A 19,134-nucleotide genomic window follows, 5' to 3' on the forward strand; every position below is an offset into this window, starting at 1 on the left:
CAATCCTAGTCCCCATTATCTCTCAAATGGCGAAATAAATAAAGGGAAATGCGGCACACAAGCCGGCATTTCCCAATTTTTGAACATCATGTGACAGCAATTAAGCATTCGCTTCCGCCATTTTACGGTGCTTCTCCGCACGCTCGCGCTCGCTCTTGTTCAAGATTTTTTTACGCAGACGAACGGATTTTGGCGTAATTTCGCAATACTCGTCGTCGTTCAAGTACTCCAGCGCCTGCTCCAAAGAGTGGAGACGTGGCGTCTTCATTTTGACCGTTTCTTCTTTATTCGCGGAACGGATGTTGTTGACCGCTTTTTCCTTACAGATGTTCACGATGATGTCGTTATCGCGCGTGTGCTCGCCGACGATCATGCCTTCGTATACTTCCGTTTGCGGATGAACGAACAGAATGCCGCGATCTTCAACGGACAAAATGCCGTACAGCGTCGATACGCCAGTCTCGCTGGAAACGAGTACGCCTTCATGACGTCCGCCTACGTTCGCGCCAAGGTATGGCCCATAGCTGTCAAAGGCATGGTTCATAATACCGTAACCGCGTGTCAGCGTCAGGAAGTTCGTTCTGTAGCCGATCAGACCGCGCGCCGGGATTAAGAACTCCAGACGGACGTTGCCGCTGCCGTTGTTGATCATGTTGACCATTTCCGCTTTGCGGGAACCGAGGCTTTCCATAACGGCGCCCATGCTGTCTTCCGGCACGTCAATGATCAGACGCTCGATTGGCTCCATTTTTTGCCCGTCGATTTGACGAATGATAACTTCCGGCTTGGAAACTTGCAGCTCGAAGCCTTCACGACGCATGTTCTCGATCAAAATCCCCAAATGCAGCTCGCCGCGGCCGGAAACAACAAACGCATCCGGGCTGTCCGTTTCTTCCACACGCAGGGAAACGTCGGTTTCCAGCTCTTTGAACAAACGATCACGCAGCTTACGCGATGTAACCCATTTCCCTTCGCGGCCTGCGAACGGAGAGTTGTTCACAAGGAATGTCATTTGCAGCGTCGGCTCGTCGATTTTCAGGACTGGCAGTGCTTCCGGATTCGCTGGATCTGCGACCGTTTCACCGATGTTAATATCTTTGATACCGGCAATGGCGATGATGTCGCCAGCGCCCGCTTCTTCAATTTCTATCCGCTTGAGACCGTTGAAGCCGAACAGCTTCTCGATCCGCGCTTGCTTCGTGCCGCCTTCGCGCGTCATGACCGCAACGCTTTGACCTTGACGGATTTTCCCACGGTTAACGCGGCCAACACCGATACGGCCCAAGTATTCATTGTAGTCCATCAGCGTGACAAGGAATTGCAGCGGTTGTTCCGTATCTTCCGTCGGATGTGGAATGTGGTTAACGATCGTCTCGTAGATCGCTTCCATGTTGGCATCTTGCTTTTCAGGATCCAAGCTGGACGTTCCTTGCAAAGCAGATGCGTACACGACGTGGAAATCAAGCTGCTCATCGGAAGCGCCGAGCTCGATGAACAAGTCAAGCACTTCGTCCACAACTTCCGCAGGGCGGGCGTTCGGACGGTCGATTTTGTTCACGACAACAACCGGCTTCAAGTTGCTTTCCAGCGCTTTACGCAATACGAATTTCGTTTGCGGCATTGTACCTTCGAATGCGTCAACGACGAGCAATACACCGTCTACCATTTTCATAATCCGCTCTACTTCACCGCCGAAGTCGGCGTGTCCAGGTGTATCTACGATATTAATCAAGAAATCTTTATAATTAATGGCCGTATTTTTGGCTAGAATGGTGATGCCGCGTTCTCTTTCCAGATCGTTGGAGTCCATCGCTCTCTCTTGGACCGCTTCATTGTCGCGGAACGTTCCGGATTGTTGCAGCAATTTATCGACGAGTGTTGTTTTCCCGTGGTCAACGTGTGCGATAATCGCGATATTGCGAAGCTTTTCTCTTGCGTGCATGAATTCAAACCCTCTCTACCCTATAAATTTTCGTCTCTGTCCACAAAATAAGCGTCGGACAAAAGCGCCGACGCTTGACATTTAAACTTATTATACGCAGAAGTTCGACTTTATGCAAGGTAAAACCGCATCTCCACAAAAATTTTGCGATCCGATTGGCTGCTTTACCAAAGTTTGCGCTTACGGAAAATCATCGCCAACCCGGCAATTACGAGAATCAGCGCGATAATATAAATCCCGAGTTTGACGAGCAAGGTGATGGTGAAAAATACGGCCGACAGCACACCCAGCACGAGCGCCGCAATCCAAATCGAACGGTCGCTGCCTCGGTCATATAAGTACAGTTCATACAGTCCGATCGCGATACCGAGAATGAAGCCCGGCCATAAATAGCTCATTGCTCCCCAACCAAAAATGTTGCAATAAAAAAACATCACGCCGTACGTCGTGAGAATGCCTCCCGGGACCAATACCGCTGCGGGCAGCGTGCGATTGAAGTAAAAATAATGAAACAACAAGCCCGGCACCAGCACAACCAGCGGCCAAAAGAAGGAAAACAGCAGATGGAACACGCCCAGCTTGCCCAGAAGCAGCAGGACAGCCACCGCGATAAATAAAATGCCGATCGTATACCGATTTCTTGCCATGAATTATCTCCTCCCGCATGACAGATCAGAAAAGAGCGCAAATCGACACTCTTTTACAAACAGTGTAGCTTACTTCTTGAGAAATTGCTAGGGCGAGTCTGCTGCCCTCGGAACGGGTTTTCAGACACGCCCTAGGTGATATCGCTGCCAACTGTGCGTTCATTCCCTTCCCCTTGGACATACTAAAAGCGGTTCCCGCTACATTTCCTAGCGCGCGCAGATTCTGCCATTCGCAGCACCTGGGAGGATGCATGAAACAAACCGCTAATACGGCTTCAGCACAGCGCAAGCCGCTTTGGACCAAAGCTTTTGTCACCACGTCACTAGCTAACCTGCTGCTTTTTTTCAGCTTTCAGATGCTGATTCCGACCATTCCCGCTTATTTATCCCAGCTTGGCGGCGATGAAGTTCAGATCGGCTTGGTGATCGGGATCTTCACCATCTCCTCCTTACTGACCCGACCTTTTGCTGGCCGGGCGCTTGACTCGCTAGGCCGCAAGCATGTGCTGTTGGTCGGATTGACCATCTGCACATTGACCATCGCCGGTTACTCGTTCCTGGCCGCAGCCGCCCTTATTCTCGCCGCCCGCTTCGTTCACGGCATCGGCTGGGGGCTGTCGACGACCTCACTCGGCACGGTCATCGCCGACATTATCCCGCCGGAGCGCCGCGGCGAAGGCATGGGCTATTACGGCTTATCGAACACACTCGCCATGGCGAGCGGTCCGCTTACCGGCTTATGGGTGATGCAAACCTACAGCTTTCACACCGTGCTGATCGTCTCCACCGGACTGGCCCTGCTCTCCGTGCTCTGCTCACTCTTCATCCGCTATGAGCGGCCGCAGTTCCGCGCAGCCGAACAAGCCGTTCAGCGCTTCACCGACCGACTGTGGGAGCGAACCGCACTGCTGCCTTCGGCGCTGCTGCTGCTGACCGCGATCTGTTACGGCGGCATCGTGACCTTCATTACCTTGTATGGGCAAGAAGCCGGTATTCCAAACGTTGGGCTGTTTTTCCTTTGCAACGCCTCCATGGTACTGATCGTCCGTCCCCTCACTGGAGTCCTGTTCGATCGCAAAGGCCCCGCGTGGGTGCTCGTCCCCGGCGCAATCTTCACCTGCACGGGGCTGTGGTTGCTCTCCTACGCCCATTCGAACGCCTCTCTCGCCGGGGCCGCGCTCTGTTATGGCATCGGCTTCGGCTCGCTGCAGCCGGCGCTGCAGGCATGGACGATCGCGCGAGCGGCACCTTACCGACGCGGCGCAGCGAACGGCACGTTCTTCTCCGCGAACGATCTCGGCATCGGCCTTGGCGCCATGCTCCTCGGCGGCATCGCGCACGCCATCGGCAGCTACGCCGTGATGTACCGTCTGTCAACAGGACTGATCGTCCTGTTCCTGGTCGTCTATGGTTGCTCGTTTTGGCTGCACGCGCAGAAGCTGTCGAGGGCCAGGGCGTCCGGTCAGAAGCCGCGGTAGCCGGCGAGACACGCAAAAAAAGAGAGACAAGATTTGGACATCTCGTCTCTCTTTTTACTACGCTTTTTTCCTTTTGCTCAGTTTCGTCAGCACCCCGGCCAAAATAACGACCGCTGCCGCGAGAATCGGAATCCACGTATGCAGGAATTCGTAATCGTGTAAAAACCAATCGATCATCTTCTCGTCCTTCACAAACATTTCCCCGGCCGTATATCCGAGAATGCCTGCGCCAATATAGATGAGAATCGGAAATTTGTGCAGGAGGTTCATCACCATCGTGCTTCCCCAAATAATAATCGGAATACTGAGTCCAATCCCCAGAATGATGACCGTCGTATTGCCGTTCCCTTTGGCCGCGATCGCAAGCACGTTGTCCAGACTCATAACAAAGTCAGCCACAATAATCGTCCAGACCGCTTTGCCGAGCGAGCTCGCCTGCTTGACATCGGAATGGTCCTCATCATCGGTAAGCAGCTTAATCGCAATATACATCAGCAGAATCGATCCGCCGGCCTGAATGAACGGGATGTCCAACAGCGCGACCGCCACCAACGTTAAGACGAGACGCAGCGCGATCGCTCCGAAGGCTCCCCACCAAATGGCTTTCTTTCGGTCCTCGAGCGGCAAATTTTTGCTGGCAAGCGCAATGACGACCGCATTATCCCCGCTAAGCACAATATTAATCAACATAATTTGCAAAAAAAGCAGCAATGCATCAAGCATACCAGTCAAAGCCCCCTAAAGCGCATTGGTTTAAAATAAATGAGCGTGCGATTCCTCGTTCGGTTTCCATTTGCCATGAACAATCGTAATTGTCTCGGTCTCCTGCACTGCCTTGTCCAGCAGCTCCGGCAGGAACGTCATCGCATCCTCAATCCTCTCGACAACCCTGAGATTCGGATTCGTGCTCGGCGACGGCGGCAAGAACAAGGAACAGCAATCCTCATAGGGCAAAATCGAAATCGGAAACGTGCCGATCGCTTCGGCGTGCTCGATAATGCTTTGCTTGTCCATCATGATGAGCGGCTGCAGCAGCGGCAGCGTAACCGCCCGGCCGATGGCCTGCAGACTCGGCAGCGTCTGGCTCGCAACTTGTCCGAGGCTTTCGCCGGTGACCAAAGCGCCCAGTCCCTCGCGCTCGGCGATCTTTTCCGCGATCCGGTACATCGCTCTGCGAATCAGCGTCACCAATAGATTGTCCTTATACGCCCCGTGAATGGACGTCTGCACTTCTGTGAACGGCACCAGGTGAAGCTTGATCTGGTTCGTGTACCCGGCAAGCTGATGCGCCAGCTCCATTACTTTCTCCTTGGCGCGCTCGCTCGTGTACGGATAGCTGTGAAAATGAATCGCTTCGATCGCTAGTCCTTTGCGCAGCGCCATCCAACCGGCGACAGGACTGTCGATACCGCCGGAAAGCATGAGCAGCGCTCGTCCGTTCGTACCGGCCGGAAAGCCGCCAGCGCCGGGAATCACTTCCGCATACAGCAGGACGCGGTCTTCCCGAATCTCGACTCGCAATTCAACCTCCGGATTGCGGACATCCACGTTCAGACCCGGCATCCCCTCAAGCACATAGCCCCCAACATGATAATTCATCTGCTGTGAATCCAATGGAAAAGCCTTATTCACTCTACGAACCGTCACTTTAAATGTTGCAGGCTTTGTGGGCAAAGCCTGCATAATTTGCAGCGCTTTCGCCTGAATCGCTTCCACATCCATCGACGCGTGATAAGCAGGACTGTACGAAGCCAGTCCAAAAACACGCTGAAGATGCGCAGGCGCTCCTTCATACGCCGTCTGATCCCCTAGCTCCACATATACGCGTCCAAACTCAAGAATATACCTCGCATCCGGCCACCCGCTCAATACTTTGCGAATTTGCTTCATGACACTGTCTTCAAACCGTTTGCGGTTCTTCCCTTTCAGCATCATTTCGCCAAATCGCAAGATGTAACAATCCGGTCTCATTGCTGCCCTCTCCCCCTTCTGCTTGACCCGCCGCTTCTCATTGGAGAAAGCTCCTTCACAATGCTTCGCAGTTCCTTCAGGAACAGCGCAACATCCGCTTCCTGATGCGTCTCCGACAAGCTCACGCGCACTCCGCTAATGGCCTGCTCACGCGGTCGTCCCATCGCAAGCAGCACCCCGCTCGGCTCGGACTCCCCCGAAGCGCAGGCCGATTTGGTCGAGACGAAAATATGTCGCTGCTCGAACGCATGTACCACCACTTCCGCCTTCATCCCCGGAAACGTAAAATGCACAATATGCGCAGCCATTCGCTCCGGATCGTCCTGCGGACAAGTGACGACCAGCTCGGGGATCTCCGCGATCCCTGCAGTGAGCTGGCGGCTGAGCCGCCTTACATGCGCTAGCTTGTCCGCCTGCCCCTCCAGCGTCAGCCGCAGCGCCTTGGCCATGCCGACGATGAGCGGCACGTTCTCCGTGCCGGAGCGTACGCCGCGCTCCTGACCGCCGCCTGCGAGCAAAGGCCGCAGCCCCAGCCCCTCGCGGCAGTACAAGAAGCCGACGCCCTTCGGGCCGCGAAACTTGTGCGCAGAAGCGCTCATCAGATCGATGCCCCACGCCTTCGGATTCAGCGGCAGCTTGCCGAAGCCTTGAACGGCGTCGACGTGGAAAGCGATTTTGGGATACGCCGCAAGCAGCCGGCCGATCGCCTGGATGGGCTGTATCGTGCCCACTTCATTATTCACATACATCACGCTGACGAGAATCGTATCCTCGCAGATCGCGGCTTGCACATCTTCCGGTCTCACATAGCCATCCGCCGTAACCGGCAGCACCGTTACGCGGAAGCCTTCCTCCGCCAACTGTGCAAACACTTCTTGAACCGACGGATGTTCAATCGCGGTGGTAATGAGATGCATTCCCCGATGCCGATAGGCATAGGCTATGCCTTTGATCGCCAAATTATTGCTCTCGGTCCCGCCGGAGGTGCAAATGATCTCCGAAGGTTCCGCGCCAAGCGAAGACGCAAGAAGCGATCTTGCGCTTTTCAGCACATTTTCCGCTTCCACGCCTAGCCGGTGAATCGAAGACGGGTTGCCGTAATAACGCTTCATCACTTCGGCAATCGTATCTACGACTTCATTATATAGCGGCGAAGTCGCCGCATAATCCATATAAAGCATCGCTGCCAAATCCCCTTCTAGCTGCTAACCGACCTTAAGCGCCGGGCTATGTATACACGTCTTACAACATTAAAGCTTAAATCACGCGATAACTCAAGTGCTTTTCCAACAAAAAAGCTGACCCCCGCCCCCATCTCGCGGAAATCAGCCTTCTTTTTAAGAGGAATAACGTTGCCGGTAGCCTAGCACTTTCGATACATAAGCCTGCGTTTCAGCAGGAAGCAGATGCAGCTTGTCACGTAAATCCTGGTCGGTCCGGATACCGAGTCGATCGATGCGGCCGGGCCCTGCATTGTAAGCTGCAAGGGCTACACTTTCGTTGCCGTTATACTTTTTGAGCAGACCGCTCAGGAATCGCGTGCCGGCCTCTACATTTTGCGTGGGATCAAAAGGATTCGTTACGCCAAGCCCGAGACCCGTGGCATCCATCAACTGCATTAACCCCTTCGCCCCTGCGGAAGATACCGCTTGATGGTTGAAGGAGGATTCTTGCTGAATCAGGGCCTTCACCAGAGAAGCATCCACACCGTATTTCCGGCTGGCGGATTGAATCAGCCCGTCAAAGGCAGTTGTCGAAGCAGCCGACGCGGCAGGCAGTGCACTCGTCAACCCTTGCTGAGCGAGCGGGTTATAAGAACGGCCCAGTAGACTTAGCGGATCGGGCAGAGTCCCGTCTTCAACCTCGCCAAGCGCAGCCATGGTCGGATCGGTGTCGCCGCCTTGTCCCATCAGCGATTGAAGCAAAGCACCGAAATCGCTGTCATCGTTCGTTACGGAAGACGAAGTGTCGTCGGAAAATAAGCTTAATTTGCTTAGTATTTGCAGCTGGAGCAGCTCTTTCATGACTCTAGGATCCACACTGTTCGTCCCATTCACGCCGTTCATTTCGCCATCCTCGTTTCATCCAGTCTCATACCCTCCATTGTACACATTTTGTGCCCTCAAGACAACGAAAACCGATAGCCGGACGCATTAATTCATGAAAAAAGAGACAGCCATCAGCTGTCCCTCTTACGCTTTCAAGAAATATTTTGTTCATACAGGTCTTCTTCGTTCTCACTTGCCGTCCGCTTCACCGTCACGCGGGAAATACGTAGGTGATCCGTCTCTTCGACGGTAAACGTGAACTCCTCGTTGTAGACCACTTGCTGGTTACGGCTTGGCGGAATCTCAATTTGCGAGTAGATCCAACCGCCGATTGTATCGTAATCGTCCGACGCGATCTCAAGACCGAAATATTCGTTCACCTCGTCGATGAGCAGAAGCCCGTCAATAGAGAACGTATGTTCATCTTTCATTTCAATGGTCGGACGCTCTTCGTCAAATTCATCCTGAATTTCGCCAACGATTTCCTCCATGATGTCCTCCAGTGTCACAAGACCGGAAGTACCGCCGTATTCGTCGATCAAAAGCGCCATTTGGCTTTTGCGTTTCTGCATCATTTTCAGCAGGTCGCTGATCTGTATGGAGTCCGGCACCGTGGTGATCGGCCGAATAATCTTCTTAATACCGCGCAGATTGGCGTCTGGCTTGAGCAAATCCTTGATATGGACGAAACCGATAATATTGTCCTTGTCAGGGTCGCAAACCGGATAACGCGTGCGCATTTCTTTGATGGCAATGGCCAGGTTCTCCGAGTAAGTGAGCCCGGCGTAGAGACATTCCATTTCAGTCCGCGGTATCATAATTTCGCGCGCCGTCGTCTCGGCGAATTCAAATATATTATCAACAAGCGTAAGCTCTGTGTTATCGATGAGTCCGTTTTTGTGGCTTTCTTGCATCAGCACGCGAATTTCTTCCTCGGTGTGAGCCGATTCGTGTTCCGTCGCAGGCTCAATGCCGGCACGGCGCAGCATCCAATTGGAGATGCCGTTCAGGATCCAAATGAAAGGGTACATGATTTTAAAAATAACAACCATCGGGCCCGACGAAAATAACGTAACTTCTTCCGCTTTCCGTATGGCGTACGTTTTGGGGAACTGTTCACCCAAGGTGATATGCAGCGTCGTCATTAAAGAAAAGGCAATGATAAAAGTAATGGTATGAAATACAGAATCGGGCAAATGCAGCGGCGCAAATAACGGTTCCAAAATTTTGGCGAAGGTCGGCTCCCCGACATAACCAAGTCCGAGTGACGTCAACGTAATTCCCAACTGACAGGCCCCCAGATAGGCATCCAGGTTGTTCATAATCCGTTGCGCGAATTTCGCGTTGCGTCGCCCTTCTCCGACAAGCGACTCAATCCGGCTTCCTCGTACTTTTACCATGGCAAATTCCGCTGCAACAAAAAAACCGTTCAACAACACCAGTCCAAACATTAACAGAAAACTGATTAACGTTTCGGGCAAAGGATCTTCCAATACCGTACCTATCCCCTTTAAAAAGTGCCAAACGCACCAAGGAGACTAGGTGCACCTCCCTTAATTTCAATTGAATTTAAAATATCACTATTCATTATATAATAATACTCTAAGCATTCAAAGGTGCGAATATGACTCCTCAAGGCAAATAGTACGAGCAAAAGGGAGCAAAAGGCGTAAAACCTTCCGTTTACGGGCTTATATTCGGGATTAACGCGCTCGCGAAGCATTTTTTTCGTGATTTTCACTACAGAATCGTATAAAAAAGAAAACAAGCCGATCACTCGGCTTGTTTTCCCCATAGGCTACGCATAAAAAGGAACGAGTAGGAAATAAGCGGCAACTGCCAGTAACCCCAGAGCAATCGACCAGCCGCCAAGCGCTTTGTTGCCCATGACAACGGCGATCACGCCAAGGATAATGCCCGAGATTCCCAAGAGTACCGGCCAAACGAACAGCGATGCAAGCGCAACAAACAGGGCAAAATACCCCACCGCCTTATTGCGGGTAACGGCCTCAACCAGTTCCCCAACTTCTTGATCGCTGACCGAAGATTCCGTTCCATATGCGCTGCGGTTCAAGGCACGAGGCGGAGCCGCAATCTCCGCCGCATACTCTTCCTTCAGGTCAAGCCCGCTTTCGACGCGCAGCTGTTCCTTCTGGAACCGCTCCTTGGTGGCTGTGTGCAAAGAGTCGTCCTCTTTCATCAGGCTACCTCCGTCTCTTGCGTCTTAGCTGCTTGACTTTTGCTTAAATGTTTGACAACATGTCGCTGCCGCTTCACCTGCGGTGTCTTGATGATTGTGATCGAATGATTCCGAGGCAAATTCCTCATCGAAGTTAGCAGATGCATGCTGATCAATCTCAATCATGATAGAATCGGCATTGCATTTGTTCCCCTTCTTCCAATATTCACAATTGGCTACTGCACATGATACTTCTGGCATGCTAATCACCCCCACTAACAATTTGCCCGTGGGGGGAATAACCTATTCTTCGCTTAGCTTGTCAGATAGCACCAGAAACATCGCGTGCGACCACAACAGCGGCAGCGCCGGCTCACCCAGCTTCTCAACCCATTCGTGATAAGCTGACGGCTCGCGCATCGCATCTTCGGACTGCTCTGGGAGCCGCCCCAGCCCATCCGCTTTACTGACGATCCAATTCAGACACCGTTCCGCTTCCACACGATTGCCAAGCTCCGCTTGATACAAACCGTACCATGCAGTCAGTAAAATCCATTCCCCGCCGCCATAATAGCGATCTTCGGCATAGCGCTGAACGCCAGTGCCTCCCGGCCTGAGCTCAGCCTCAATCGCTTGCACGGTCCCGCGCATGACAGGATCTTCGGCATCGCATACGCCAAACGGCAAACAAAGCCACAAGAGACTCGCATCGACACCGCGGAGCGCAGGACGCCAAATTTCATCGATACAATGAATCGACTTTACAAAATGTCCGTCCACAATGGCATGCTCATAAATAAATGCCTTGATTAGTGCCGCTTTCTCTAGTAGTTCCCTACGGTTCTCCAACTCGCCTAACGCTTTCAATCCGCCATATACGCAGGCTAGCGTCGCCGGATGTACATAATCCGGAAACTCTTCCCAGCAATCGAAATTCGGGTAATGCCAGAAGGTCATTAAGTAATCGACCGAGATTTCAACACTATCGCGAAGCTCTGACAGCAATTCCCGATTCCCTGTCAATCGAACATGCTCCGCCAGTCCCCACAGCCACGCTCCATAGCCATCCAGTTGAAAATGCCCCCACTCCGAACGGTCGTCACGGCCGTCCAAATGATAGCGCGTTCCCAAAAACTCGGATCGGTCAATCCAAATACGCTGCTCGTGCTTATGCCTAAGCGCTTCTACCGTCGGTCGCTTATCTTTCAGCACACGATGCACCCATCTATAGAACAAGGCGCTGCTTTCGTGCTTGCCCACGCGATCCATCGCATTCGCGATAAACGTGCCGTCCCTAAGCCAACTGTAAGCATAGGTTGGAAATAATGGTGAGGCAATATACCCGCCGCTAGGGTGCTGATTCATTGTAATAATAGCAATGCTGCTTTGGACTAGCGCTTCGCGATTCATCTCGGCAAGGCCCCTTTCTAAAAAGAAAAGAGATGCGCTCGAACGCATCTCCTGATGTCTAATGTGTGTAGGTCAGTTTGGATTATACTTTCTCGCCTTGCATACGGCGCTGTGTGATGTAATCCGTTTCATAGTAAGCCAAGTCTTCCCGAAGCTCTTCGAATACTTTTGACAATTCAATTGTCAAGTCACGAACTTCGCGGCAAGGCTTTTTGCGGAAACGAATGGCATCTTGGCCCGTGTAGGCATAGCGGCCGTCTTCCGAATAGCACTCATTTTTAGGATAGAAGAAGGTATTTACGCATGTATGGTATACCTCATAGAGCACTTTTTCCGAAAAATCAACATTGAATGTCGGACGTCGCAAGCTAACGCCTAGTTTCTCATATGCCACTTCACAGAAGACGAGCAGGTGACGCGTGTCCTGTAAATAACCGCGGTAAAACTCATCCATCGCAGGATCATTTTCCACATTGAGTTGAGAAAGCGAATGTTGATTTAGAAACAGTTCCATTTTGGCCGTTGTTTCTTTCAGTTTCGTACGCGTAGATTCACAAACATTCTTGACATTAAAAACAGCCATTATGAAGACCTCCTATATGTGCGTGTTCAAAAAGTCGGATTTTCAGCACCGAGAAGGTTGCGAGAAGCTGAAGAAGGAGGAACGGAATGTAGGCAAACCTACATGAGTACCGGACTTCGAAGGTGAACGCAAGATTCGATGCCGAATAGCTTCCTGGCTTGCTTCGTGATCAAAAGACGACTTTTTGAACTACCTCTTATAATTGCGCTACTTCTATCCTACCATAAATTAATTCGAAGTGGTATATGTAAAACGCCGGGCAGAAGTGCATAAAACGTCTCGACTCTCCAAAACCTAACTATAGCCTATTGGACATTGTTTTGTAAATGGAGGGGTTACTTTTGTGGCGGTATATCACGACAATTGCACTAATTTTATGCCTCGGGATCTTCGCCTTTCCCGCTCGGCCCAAGGATAGCGCCAAGCCGGGACCTGAGGTGTTCAGCGCCAAGCACGAAACTTCTTCCAAGTTAACACTGGTGGAACAAGATGTGAAGTTGACTGATGAATTATGCCGAAGCCAGTGCTCTCTCGATTATGCGAAAATGCTGGCCCAAATCGACAGCGGCATGCCGGCGCAGGCTGTGCTGAGCGATATGCAAAAGCATCATGAGAAAATGCATCTGCTGATTTGGACAAAGCGCGGTGAACCGCTGGAAAAAGGGGTAACATCGGGGGATGTCGCTGCCGGAAGCTATAAAAAAGAGGCTTCGAAGTACTTAGCGGAAGCGAAAAAGCAAGTCGATCAAGGCAAACATTATCAATCTCCGAAATTCGGCGCAGGCAAGGATGTTTACTTTGTTCAAGGAACGCCGGCCGTGACCGGCAAAGACGGACTGGTTGGACTCATCCATCAAGATGTGCTCTATCAAGTAACGGACCATCAGATGAAAAACTTGCGTCTCGAGCCTTATCCGAACGAAAATCGTTGGAAAATCGAATCCGTTCATACCGATACCTTGCAGGACAAAGTCGTCGATCATCCCGAAGATAACCAAGGAACGAGCCACTATCATCAAAATGAAGTCGTCGTCCGCTTCAAAACGGATCCGAACGCTGCACAGCTTAAGCAAATACAAGCGGAAATAAAAGCAACATCCCTGCAAAAGCTTGGCTACACCTATGTGTTCCGCACGAGCAGCATGGAAGCTAAAGCATTAATGGCTTACTTTAAAAAATGGGATGTCGTCTATGCGGAGCCGCATTATCTTTATTTGACGAACGATGAAAGGGCTAGGAATCACGAAGAAAAGAGCGGGGCTGCAGCGGCCGATGAAACAGAAGGCGAAATTTCCAGCAATTTTACGCCGAACGATAACCTCTACAGCCGTTATCAATGGAATCTGCCGCTAATCGAAACCGTGCAGGGCTGGCAGCTCAACCGCGGCGCCAGCGATGTCATCGTCGGCGTTGTGGATACCGGCGTCGATCTCCAGCACCCCGACTTGCAGGGGCAACTGCTTCCGGGCTACAACGTCGTCAGCGGCAACAGCGATCCGCAGGACGACGTGGGCCACGGCACGCATGTCGCAGGCGTTATTGCAGCGCTCGTCAACAATAACCGCGGCGTGGCCGGCATGACGTGGTACAACAAGGTGCTGCCGGTCAAAGTGCTGGACGAAACAGGTGCGGGCAGCACGTACTCCGTGGCGCAAGGCATCATCTGGGCGACGGATCACGGCGCCAAAGTCATTAATTTAAGCCTCGGCAACTATGCCGACTCCGGCTTCCTGCACGATGCGATTAAATACGCGTTTGACAAAGATGTCGCGCTGATCGCGGCCAGCGGCAACGACAATACCGAACGGCCGGGCTATCCGGCGGCCTATTCGGAAGTGTTTGCCGTCGCTGCAACCGATTCAGAGAATATGAAGGCAACATTCTCGAACTACGGCGACTACATCGACGTGGCCGCACCAGGCGTCAGCATCGCCAGCACATACCCGAACAACCAGTATGCCGCGCTTTCCGGCACTTCCATGGCAAGCCCGCATGTCACGGCGCTTGCGGCTTTGGTCCGTTCGACCAATCCGAATCTGAAAAACACGGAAGTGTATGAGCTTATCCGCAAATCTGCGCGTGATATCGGGGACGAAGGCAAAGATAATTATTTCGGTTACGGCGTCATCGATGTCGTCAAAGCGATTCAGCTTGCCGAGGAAAGCGTGGGTAACACACAATCAGCCCCGGCCGAAACCCCAACTTCTGAGGAAGAATCAAGCACAACGACGAATGCGAGCGACCGTGTGTCTGCGCCGCTGCCATCCTGGCCACAGACGTTGGCACGGCAGCTGTATTTGATTACGCGACGGCATTTGGATTAATCATATGAAAAGCGGTGCCATGGAGTGTAATCTCCTTAGCACCGCTTTTTTATTTGACACATATGCATAATGCCCGCAAGGCATAAGCCATGCGGGCAGTCGACTGAAATGGAAAGCTTGCCGTAAGCCGGGTTCTGTACTTCCGGTGGTCGTAACGGGCGTCTGTCCCCTGCCACCATCGAAGCGACAATCATCTATCTAGGCCGTGCATTGCTGCATGGCTCAAGCGACCAACCCGAACGCGTCTCAGGCGAAGACTGCCGCCTCGAAAGCGGCTTGCGTTCCTCTAGGTCTTGCTCCAAGTGGGGTTTACCAGGATCTATGTCACCATAGAACCTCGTGGTCTCTTACACCACGGTTCCACCCTTGCCTGATCTCCTTGCGGAGCCATCGGCGGTCCGTTTCTGTGGCCCTATCCTTCAACTCGCGTTGACTGGACGTTATCCAGCACCCTGCCTTATGGAGCCCGGACTTTCCTCTCGCTGCAGCTTACCTGCAGCCAGCGATTGTCTGTCAAACTTTCCAGTGCATAGGCTAGTATACTAGGATTGCTCCTGAATTACAACACCCGATCGTTTCCTGCATAGCCAAAACGTTAACCATTCGCGCTTCCGCCTATAGGAACTGGAACGGCTCCGTCGAAAGCTCAGACGCGATCACCTGCGTCTGGGTCTTGGCCAGCTGCGCGGCGAGGTAGTCCGCGACGCCGCGCTTCATGACTTTCTCGACGTTGTGCCCAACGTCGAGGAGTGCAATCCCCGCCGCGAGCGCATCGTGCGCGGTGTGGTAGTCAATGTCGCCGGTGACGAGCACATCGGCGCCCGCAAACATGGCATGCCGCACGTAGCGGCTGCCGGAACCGCCCAGCACGGCCACCTTGCGGATGGGCCGTGCCAGATCGCCGACGACGCGCACCGCCGGCACGTCGAACACCCGCTTCGCGTGCGCCGCAAGCTCGCGAAGCGTCATGGCCGCGGGCAGCTTGCCCACGCGCCCCAAACCGAACACTCTACCCTTCAGATCCATCGGGTAGAGGTCATAGGCCACCTCTTCGTAAGGGTGGGCCTTCAGCATGGCCTGCACCGCCCTGCGCTGCACAGAGGCGGTGACAATCGTCTCCACGCGTACCTCGGCTACGCGTTCCAGCTTGCCTACCTCCCCAATGAACGGATTCGCGCCTTCCTGCGGAAGGAACGTACCGGTCCCGGGGATGTTGAACGAGCAAGAGCTGTATTGGCCGATGCCGCCAGCTCCCGCCTTAAAGAGCACATCCAGAACTGCCTGGTGATGCGTCTCGGGCACAAACACAACCAGCTTCTGCAGCTTCTCCGTATGCACATCTTCCAGATGTGTCAACTCCTGCAGCCCCAGCTGGCTCGCCAGCAAATCGTTGACGCCGCCCTCGGCTACATCCAGATTCGTATGGGCGATGTAGACCGCGATGTCGTGTTTGATCAGCTTTTCATACAATCGCCCTGCAGGCGAATCCGTTTGCAGATGGGCCAGCGGCCGGAAAATAATCGCATGATGCGCGATGATCAAGTCCACGCCCGCGGCAATCGCTTCATCCACCACCGCATCGGTGACATCCAGCGCCACCAGCACTCTGCGAATATCCTTTTGAAGCGTGCCGAGCTGCAAGCCAATCTTATCATCCGCCATCGCATAATGCTTTGGCGCAAGCTGCTCAAACAGTTGAATTACCGTTTGACCTTTTGCAAACATGCGAGCACCTCCTGAATGTCACGAATCTCCTGCCGCACCTGCTCAGCCTTCAAAGCGGATGCTTCAGCAGTGGACAGCTGCAACTGCGCTTCAATCATCGCGAGCTTTTTGAGCTCGCTCTCCCATTTCATGAACCAAATGTCCGGCGCTTGCTCCATCAGATAAGGTCCCATCAGCAACAGCCGATCCTTCTGCACCCGTACGCCGTCCGGAAGCGTACGGTCGGCATATAAAGCTTCTAGCGCCGCTTGCTCCAGAGCCGGCACCTGAGCCGCCGTCAAAATCTCATAGATCTTGCCGTCTTCCTCCAATATGGCTTCCGAAGTCAAGCTCCAGCCGTTACTGAGCAGCCAACGACGGACATGCTCCTCTCCGACATTGGGCTGCAAAATCAGCAAAGAAACGCCTTCTAGCTTTGCCTTGCCCGCCTCCAGAATGGAGGCGATCAAGCTGCCCCCCATCCCTGCAATTGTAATAACGTCGACTTCACCGGGTGCTATGACGGCCAGCCCATCGCCGGAACGAACGTCGATCGTCCGAGATAGGCCGCACTCCAGCACTTGTCGTTTCGCTGCTTCAAACGGTCCCGGATTGACTTCTCCCGCTACGCCGTATGTAATGATTTGATTTTGAGCCAAATATGTTGGCAGTAATGCATGATCCGATCCAATGTCCGCAAGCTTTACGCCTGCCGGCACCCGATCTGCAATCATTCCAAGTCTTTTCGATAATTTCACCATCTGTTACATTACCCACTCTACCCATTTTTTTCGCAGCGCAAAAAGAGCCGCACCTGCTGTTACTAATTTTACCGCAAACGAAAGCTGAATGATACGCACGCTCATATTGGCATCCAGCACAAATGTCATCGCTTCCGGCATAAACCACACCAAACAGCCAATCAGCATCAGCACGCCGGCCGCCTGTTTATTCGTATGATGCGCAAGCCAAGCCATCCATATGAGCACGATGCTTACCGGAAGCCAGCTAATTTCCAGCGTGAACCAAGCCGGGTGCTCCAGACGCTGCAGCAGCAGCCAGCCATACGTGCCGACAAGCCCTAACCAGCCGCAAATTTGGAAAATCGCCATCCGGCCGATTAATCCGTTGAACAGCCATATCATACTGCATAGCGCCAAATAACTGATATAGGCTGCGTTCGCATGGACACCGGCTAGATAAAGGATGTAGATCCCGAGCAGTAGCATAGCAACCGACGAAACCCCACACAGCACATAAGCCACAATCGGCTTCTTCGTGCGCTCCCGATAAGCAAGACCGTAGCACAGAATGACCAGCAGCGCAGAGACCCCAATTTGCATTGGCAATGCAAAAGAGTTAAAATTAAGAGCAGATAAGGCAACTGCAGTAATTATTGCAACGATGGCCAACCAGATTTTCCAGGAACTGTTTGTAACGGTTGTGGCGGTTATGCCCAATATGGATGCCTGCTTGGTCACCGTATCATCACCGTATAGATTTAATAAAAAATCGCAGTAATGCTCCGGAAGCAGCTTGCTCCGCCGCCATCTTTCAATTTCTCTTACAATCATCGTTCTTTTTTCAGCATCCATAGTTTCGTCACCTTCCTAGCTACTATATCGGTGCGCGCAGGGTGAAGCTTTAGTAGCAGTTTTGGGCGACCCTTCCATCCTTCATTTCCATGCAAAAAGACCCCGCCGAATATCGGCAGGGCCTGATCCACGACTTATTCCAGAAAATCTTTTAAACGTTTGCTGCGGCTCGGATGTCTAAGCTTTCTGAGTGCCTTTGCCTCAATTTGACGAATCCGTTCCCTTGTAACGCCGAACACTTTCCCAACCTCTTCCAACGTACGTGTACGTCCGTCGTCCAGACCAAAGCGCAGGCGAAGCACGTTCTCTTCTCTTTCCGTGAGCGTATCCAACACATCTTCCAGCTGTTCTTTGAGCAGTTCGTACGCTGCAGCATCGGCAGGAGCTAAAGCTTCCTGATCCTCGATGAAATCTCCCAAGTGCGAATCGTCCTCTTCGCCAATCGGCGTTTCGAGCGATACAGGTTCTTGAGCAATCTTCATGATCTCGCGCACTTTATCGGTGCTTAAGTCCATTTCTTTTGCGATCTCTTCAGGTGCCGGTTCACGGCCAAGTTCCTGCAGCAATTGACGGGATACGCGGATCAGCTTGTTGATGGTTTCCACCATATGTACCGGAATCCGGATCGTTCTTGCTTGGTCGGCAATTGCACGCGTAATCGCTTGACGAATCCACCAGGTCGCATACGTACTGAATTTATAGCCCTTCGTATGGTCAAACTTTTCAACCGCTTTGATCAGACCCATGTTGCCTTCCTGAATCAAATCAAGGAACAGCATGCCGCGGCCTACATAACGTTTGGCGATCGAGACAACAAGACGCAGATTCGCTTCCGCCAGACGGCGCTTCGCTTCTTCGTCCCCGTTTTCTATACGTTTGGCCAAGCCCACCTCGTCTTCCGCAGAAAGCAACGGCACCCGGCCGATTTCCTTCAAATACATCCGAACGGGATCATTAATTTTAATCCCCGGCGGCAAGGCCAGATCATCGTCAAAGTTAAACTCGTCGCGCTCATTGTCCTCGGAATTCATAGAATCGTCGTCCGATTCATTCCCTACATCAATGCCTTGCTCGGAGAGTTGTTCAAAAAACTCATCGATTTGTTCAGGATCCTGATCGAAGGGAGCTAATTTCTCCATAATATCCTTGTAAGTCAATGAAGACCTTTTCTTCCCTTGCTCAATAAGCTGGTCTTTCACTTGTTCCAAGGTCAATTCTGTCTCTAGTTCTGTACGCTGATCATTCGCCATGGT

At 52.5% G+C, this 19,134-nt stretch carries 17 protein-coding genes and 1 other RNA gene; 2 read left to right on the forward strand and 16 right to left on the reverse strand.

Annotated elements, in window-relative coordinates:
* Positions 1–100: 100 nt before the first annotated feature.
* A complete protein-coding gene (gene typA, locus EJQ19_RS20720) occupies positions 101–1,942 on the reverse strand; it encodes a translational GTPase TypA (RefSeq protein ID WP_126143151.1) in 1,842 nt (613 codons plus the stop codon).
* Positions 1,943–2,106: 164 nt separating this feature from the next.
* Positions 2,107–2,589, reverse strand: coding sequence for a hypothetical protein (locus EJQ19_RS20725; RefSeq protein ID WP_126143152.1), 483 nt, complete (start codon positions 2,587–2,589; stop codon positions 2,107–2,109).
* A gap of 173 nt (positions 2,590–2,762) precedes the next feature.
* Here EJQ19_RS20725 and EJQ19_RS20730 point away from each other — a divergent pair, with 173 nt between their 5' ends.
* Positions 2,763–4,067 carry an MFS transporter gene (locus EJQ19_RS20730; RefSeq protein WP_241243015.1) on the forward strand — a complete coding sequence of 435 codons (1,305 nt, stop codon included), beginning with the start codon at positions 2,763–2,765 and terminating at the stop codon, positions 4,065–4,067.
* A 57-nt stretch (positions 4,068–4,124) separates the two neighbouring features.
* Here EJQ19_RS20730 and EJQ19_RS20735 read toward each other — a convergent pair whose 3' ends face one another.
* From EJQ19_RS20735 to EJQ19_RS20775, 9 genes are all read right to left on the reverse strand, one after another.
* Positions 4,125–4,790: a TerC family protein gene (locus EJQ19_RS20735; RefSeq protein ID WP_126143153.1), complete on the reverse strand. Its 666-nt coding sequence runs from the start codon at positions 4,788–4,790 to the stop codon at positions 4,125–4,127.
* Positions 4,791–4,820: 30 nt separating this feature from the next.
* Positions 4,821–6,038 (reverse strand): tRNA uracil 4-sulfurtransferase ThiI, encoded by a 1,218-nt coding sequence (gene thiI / locus EJQ19_RS20740; RefSeq protein ID WP_126143154.1) that lies wholly within the window; start codon positions 6,036–6,038, stop codon positions 4,821–4,823.
* On the reverse strand, positions 6,035–7,219 hold the full coding sequence (locus EJQ19_RS20745) for a cysteine desulfurase family protein (protein ID WP_126143155.1): 1,185 nt from the start codon (positions 7,217–7,219) through the stop codon (positions 6,035–6,037). Before EJQ19_RS20745 ends, thiI begins: the two co-directional genes overlap by 4 nt.
* 156 nt (positions 7,220–7,375) lie before the next feature.
* Positions 7,376–8,104 carry a lytic transglycosylase domain-containing protein gene (locus EJQ19_RS20750; RefSeq protein WP_126143156.1) on the reverse strand — a complete coding sequence of 243 codons (729 nt, stop codon included), beginning with the start codon at positions 8,102–8,104 and terminating at the stop codon, positions 7,376–7,378.
* Between the two features lie 134 nt (positions 8,105–8,238).
* Positions 8,239–9,537 carry a hemolysin family protein gene (locus tag EJQ19_RS20755; protein ID WP_126143191.1) on the reverse strand — a complete coding sequence of 433 codons (1,299 nt, stop codon included), beginning with the start codon at positions 9,535–9,537 and terminating at the stop codon, positions 8,239–8,241.
* Between the two features lie 347 nt (positions 9,538–9,884).
* The gene (locus EJQ19_RS20760) at positions 9,885–10,286 is read right to left on the reverse strand and encodes a hypothetical protein (protein WP_126143157.1); all 402 of its coding nucleotides are present in this window, start codon (positions 10,284–10,286) and stop codon (positions 9,885–9,887) included.
* 24 nt (positions 10,287–10,310) lie between these two features.
* Positions 10,311–10,526, reverse strand: coding sequence for a DUF1540 domain-containing protein (locus tag EJQ19_RS20765; RefSeq protein ID WP_126143158.1), 216 nt, complete (start codon positions 10,524–10,526; stop codon positions 10,311–10,313).
* A gap of 42 nt (positions 10,527–10,568) precedes the next feature.
* Entirely contained in the window at positions 10,569–11,675 is a 1,107-nt protein-coding gene (locus tag EJQ19_RS20770) for a glycoside hydrolase family 15 protein (RefSeq protein WP_126143159.1), read from the reverse strand.
* An 82-nt stretch (positions 11,676–11,757) separates the two neighbouring features.
* Positions 11,758–12,258 (reverse strand): YpuI family protein, encoded by a 501-nt coding sequence (locus EJQ19_RS20775; protein ID WP_126143160.1) that lies wholly within the window; start codon positions 12,256–12,258, stop codon positions 11,758–11,760.
* 341 nt (positions 12,259–12,599) lie between these two features.
* On the opposite strand from EJQ19_RS20775, the gene EJQ19_RS20785 reads away from it, so the two are divergent.
* Complete coding sequence (locus tag EJQ19_RS20785) at positions 12,600–14,582, forward strand: S8 family peptidase (RefSeq protein WP_241243016.1); 1,983 nt, start codon at positions 12,600–12,602, stop codon at positions 14,580–14,582.
* A gap of 108 nt (positions 14,583–14,690) precedes the next feature.
* Here EJQ19_RS20785 and rnpB read toward each other — a convergent pair.
* The 5 genes from rnpB to rpoD form a co-directional block, all read right to left on the reverse strand.
* An RNA gene (gene rnpB, locus EJQ19_RS20790) (RNase P RNA component class A) lies at positions 14,691–15,104 on the reverse strand.
* A 93-nt stretch (positions 15,105–15,197) separates the two neighbouring features.
* On the reverse strand, positions 15,198–16,307 hold the full coding sequence (locus tag EJQ19_RS20795) for a Nif3-like dinuclear metal center hexameric protein (RefSeq protein WP_126143162.1): 1,110 nt from the start codon (positions 16,305–16,307) through the stop codon (positions 15,198–15,200).
* Positions 16,283–17,047, reverse strand: coding sequence for a tRNA (adenine(22)-N(1))-methyltransferase (locus EJQ19_RS20800; protein WP_126143163.1), 765 nt, complete (start codon positions 17,045–17,047; stop codon positions 16,283–16,285). Before EJQ19_RS20800 ends, EJQ19_RS20795 begins: the two co-directional genes overlap by 25 nt.
* Positions 17,048–17,050: 3 nt before the next feature.
* The gene (locus tag EJQ19_RS20805; protein WP_126143164.1) at positions 17,051–17,881 is read right to left on the reverse strand and encodes a hypothetical protein; all 831 of its coding nucleotides are present in this window, start codon (positions 17,879–17,881) and stop codon (positions 17,051–17,053) included.
* Between the two features lie 134 nt (positions 17,882–18,015).
* On the reverse strand, positions 18,016–19,131 hold the full coding sequence (gene rpoD, locus EJQ19_RS20810; RefSeq protein ID WP_126143165.1) for an RNA polymerase sigma factor RpoD: 1,116 nt from the start codon (positions 19,129–19,131) through the stop codon (positions 18,016–18,018).
* Between the last annotated feature and the right edge of the window lie 3 nt (positions 19,132–19,134).

The sequence above is a fragment of the Paenibacillus whitsoniae genome, assembly GCF_003955665.1.
In the GTDB taxonomy this organism is placed as follows: Bacteria; Bacillota; Bacilli; order Paenibacillales; family NBRC-103111; genus Paenibacillus_E; species Paenibacillus_E whitsoniae.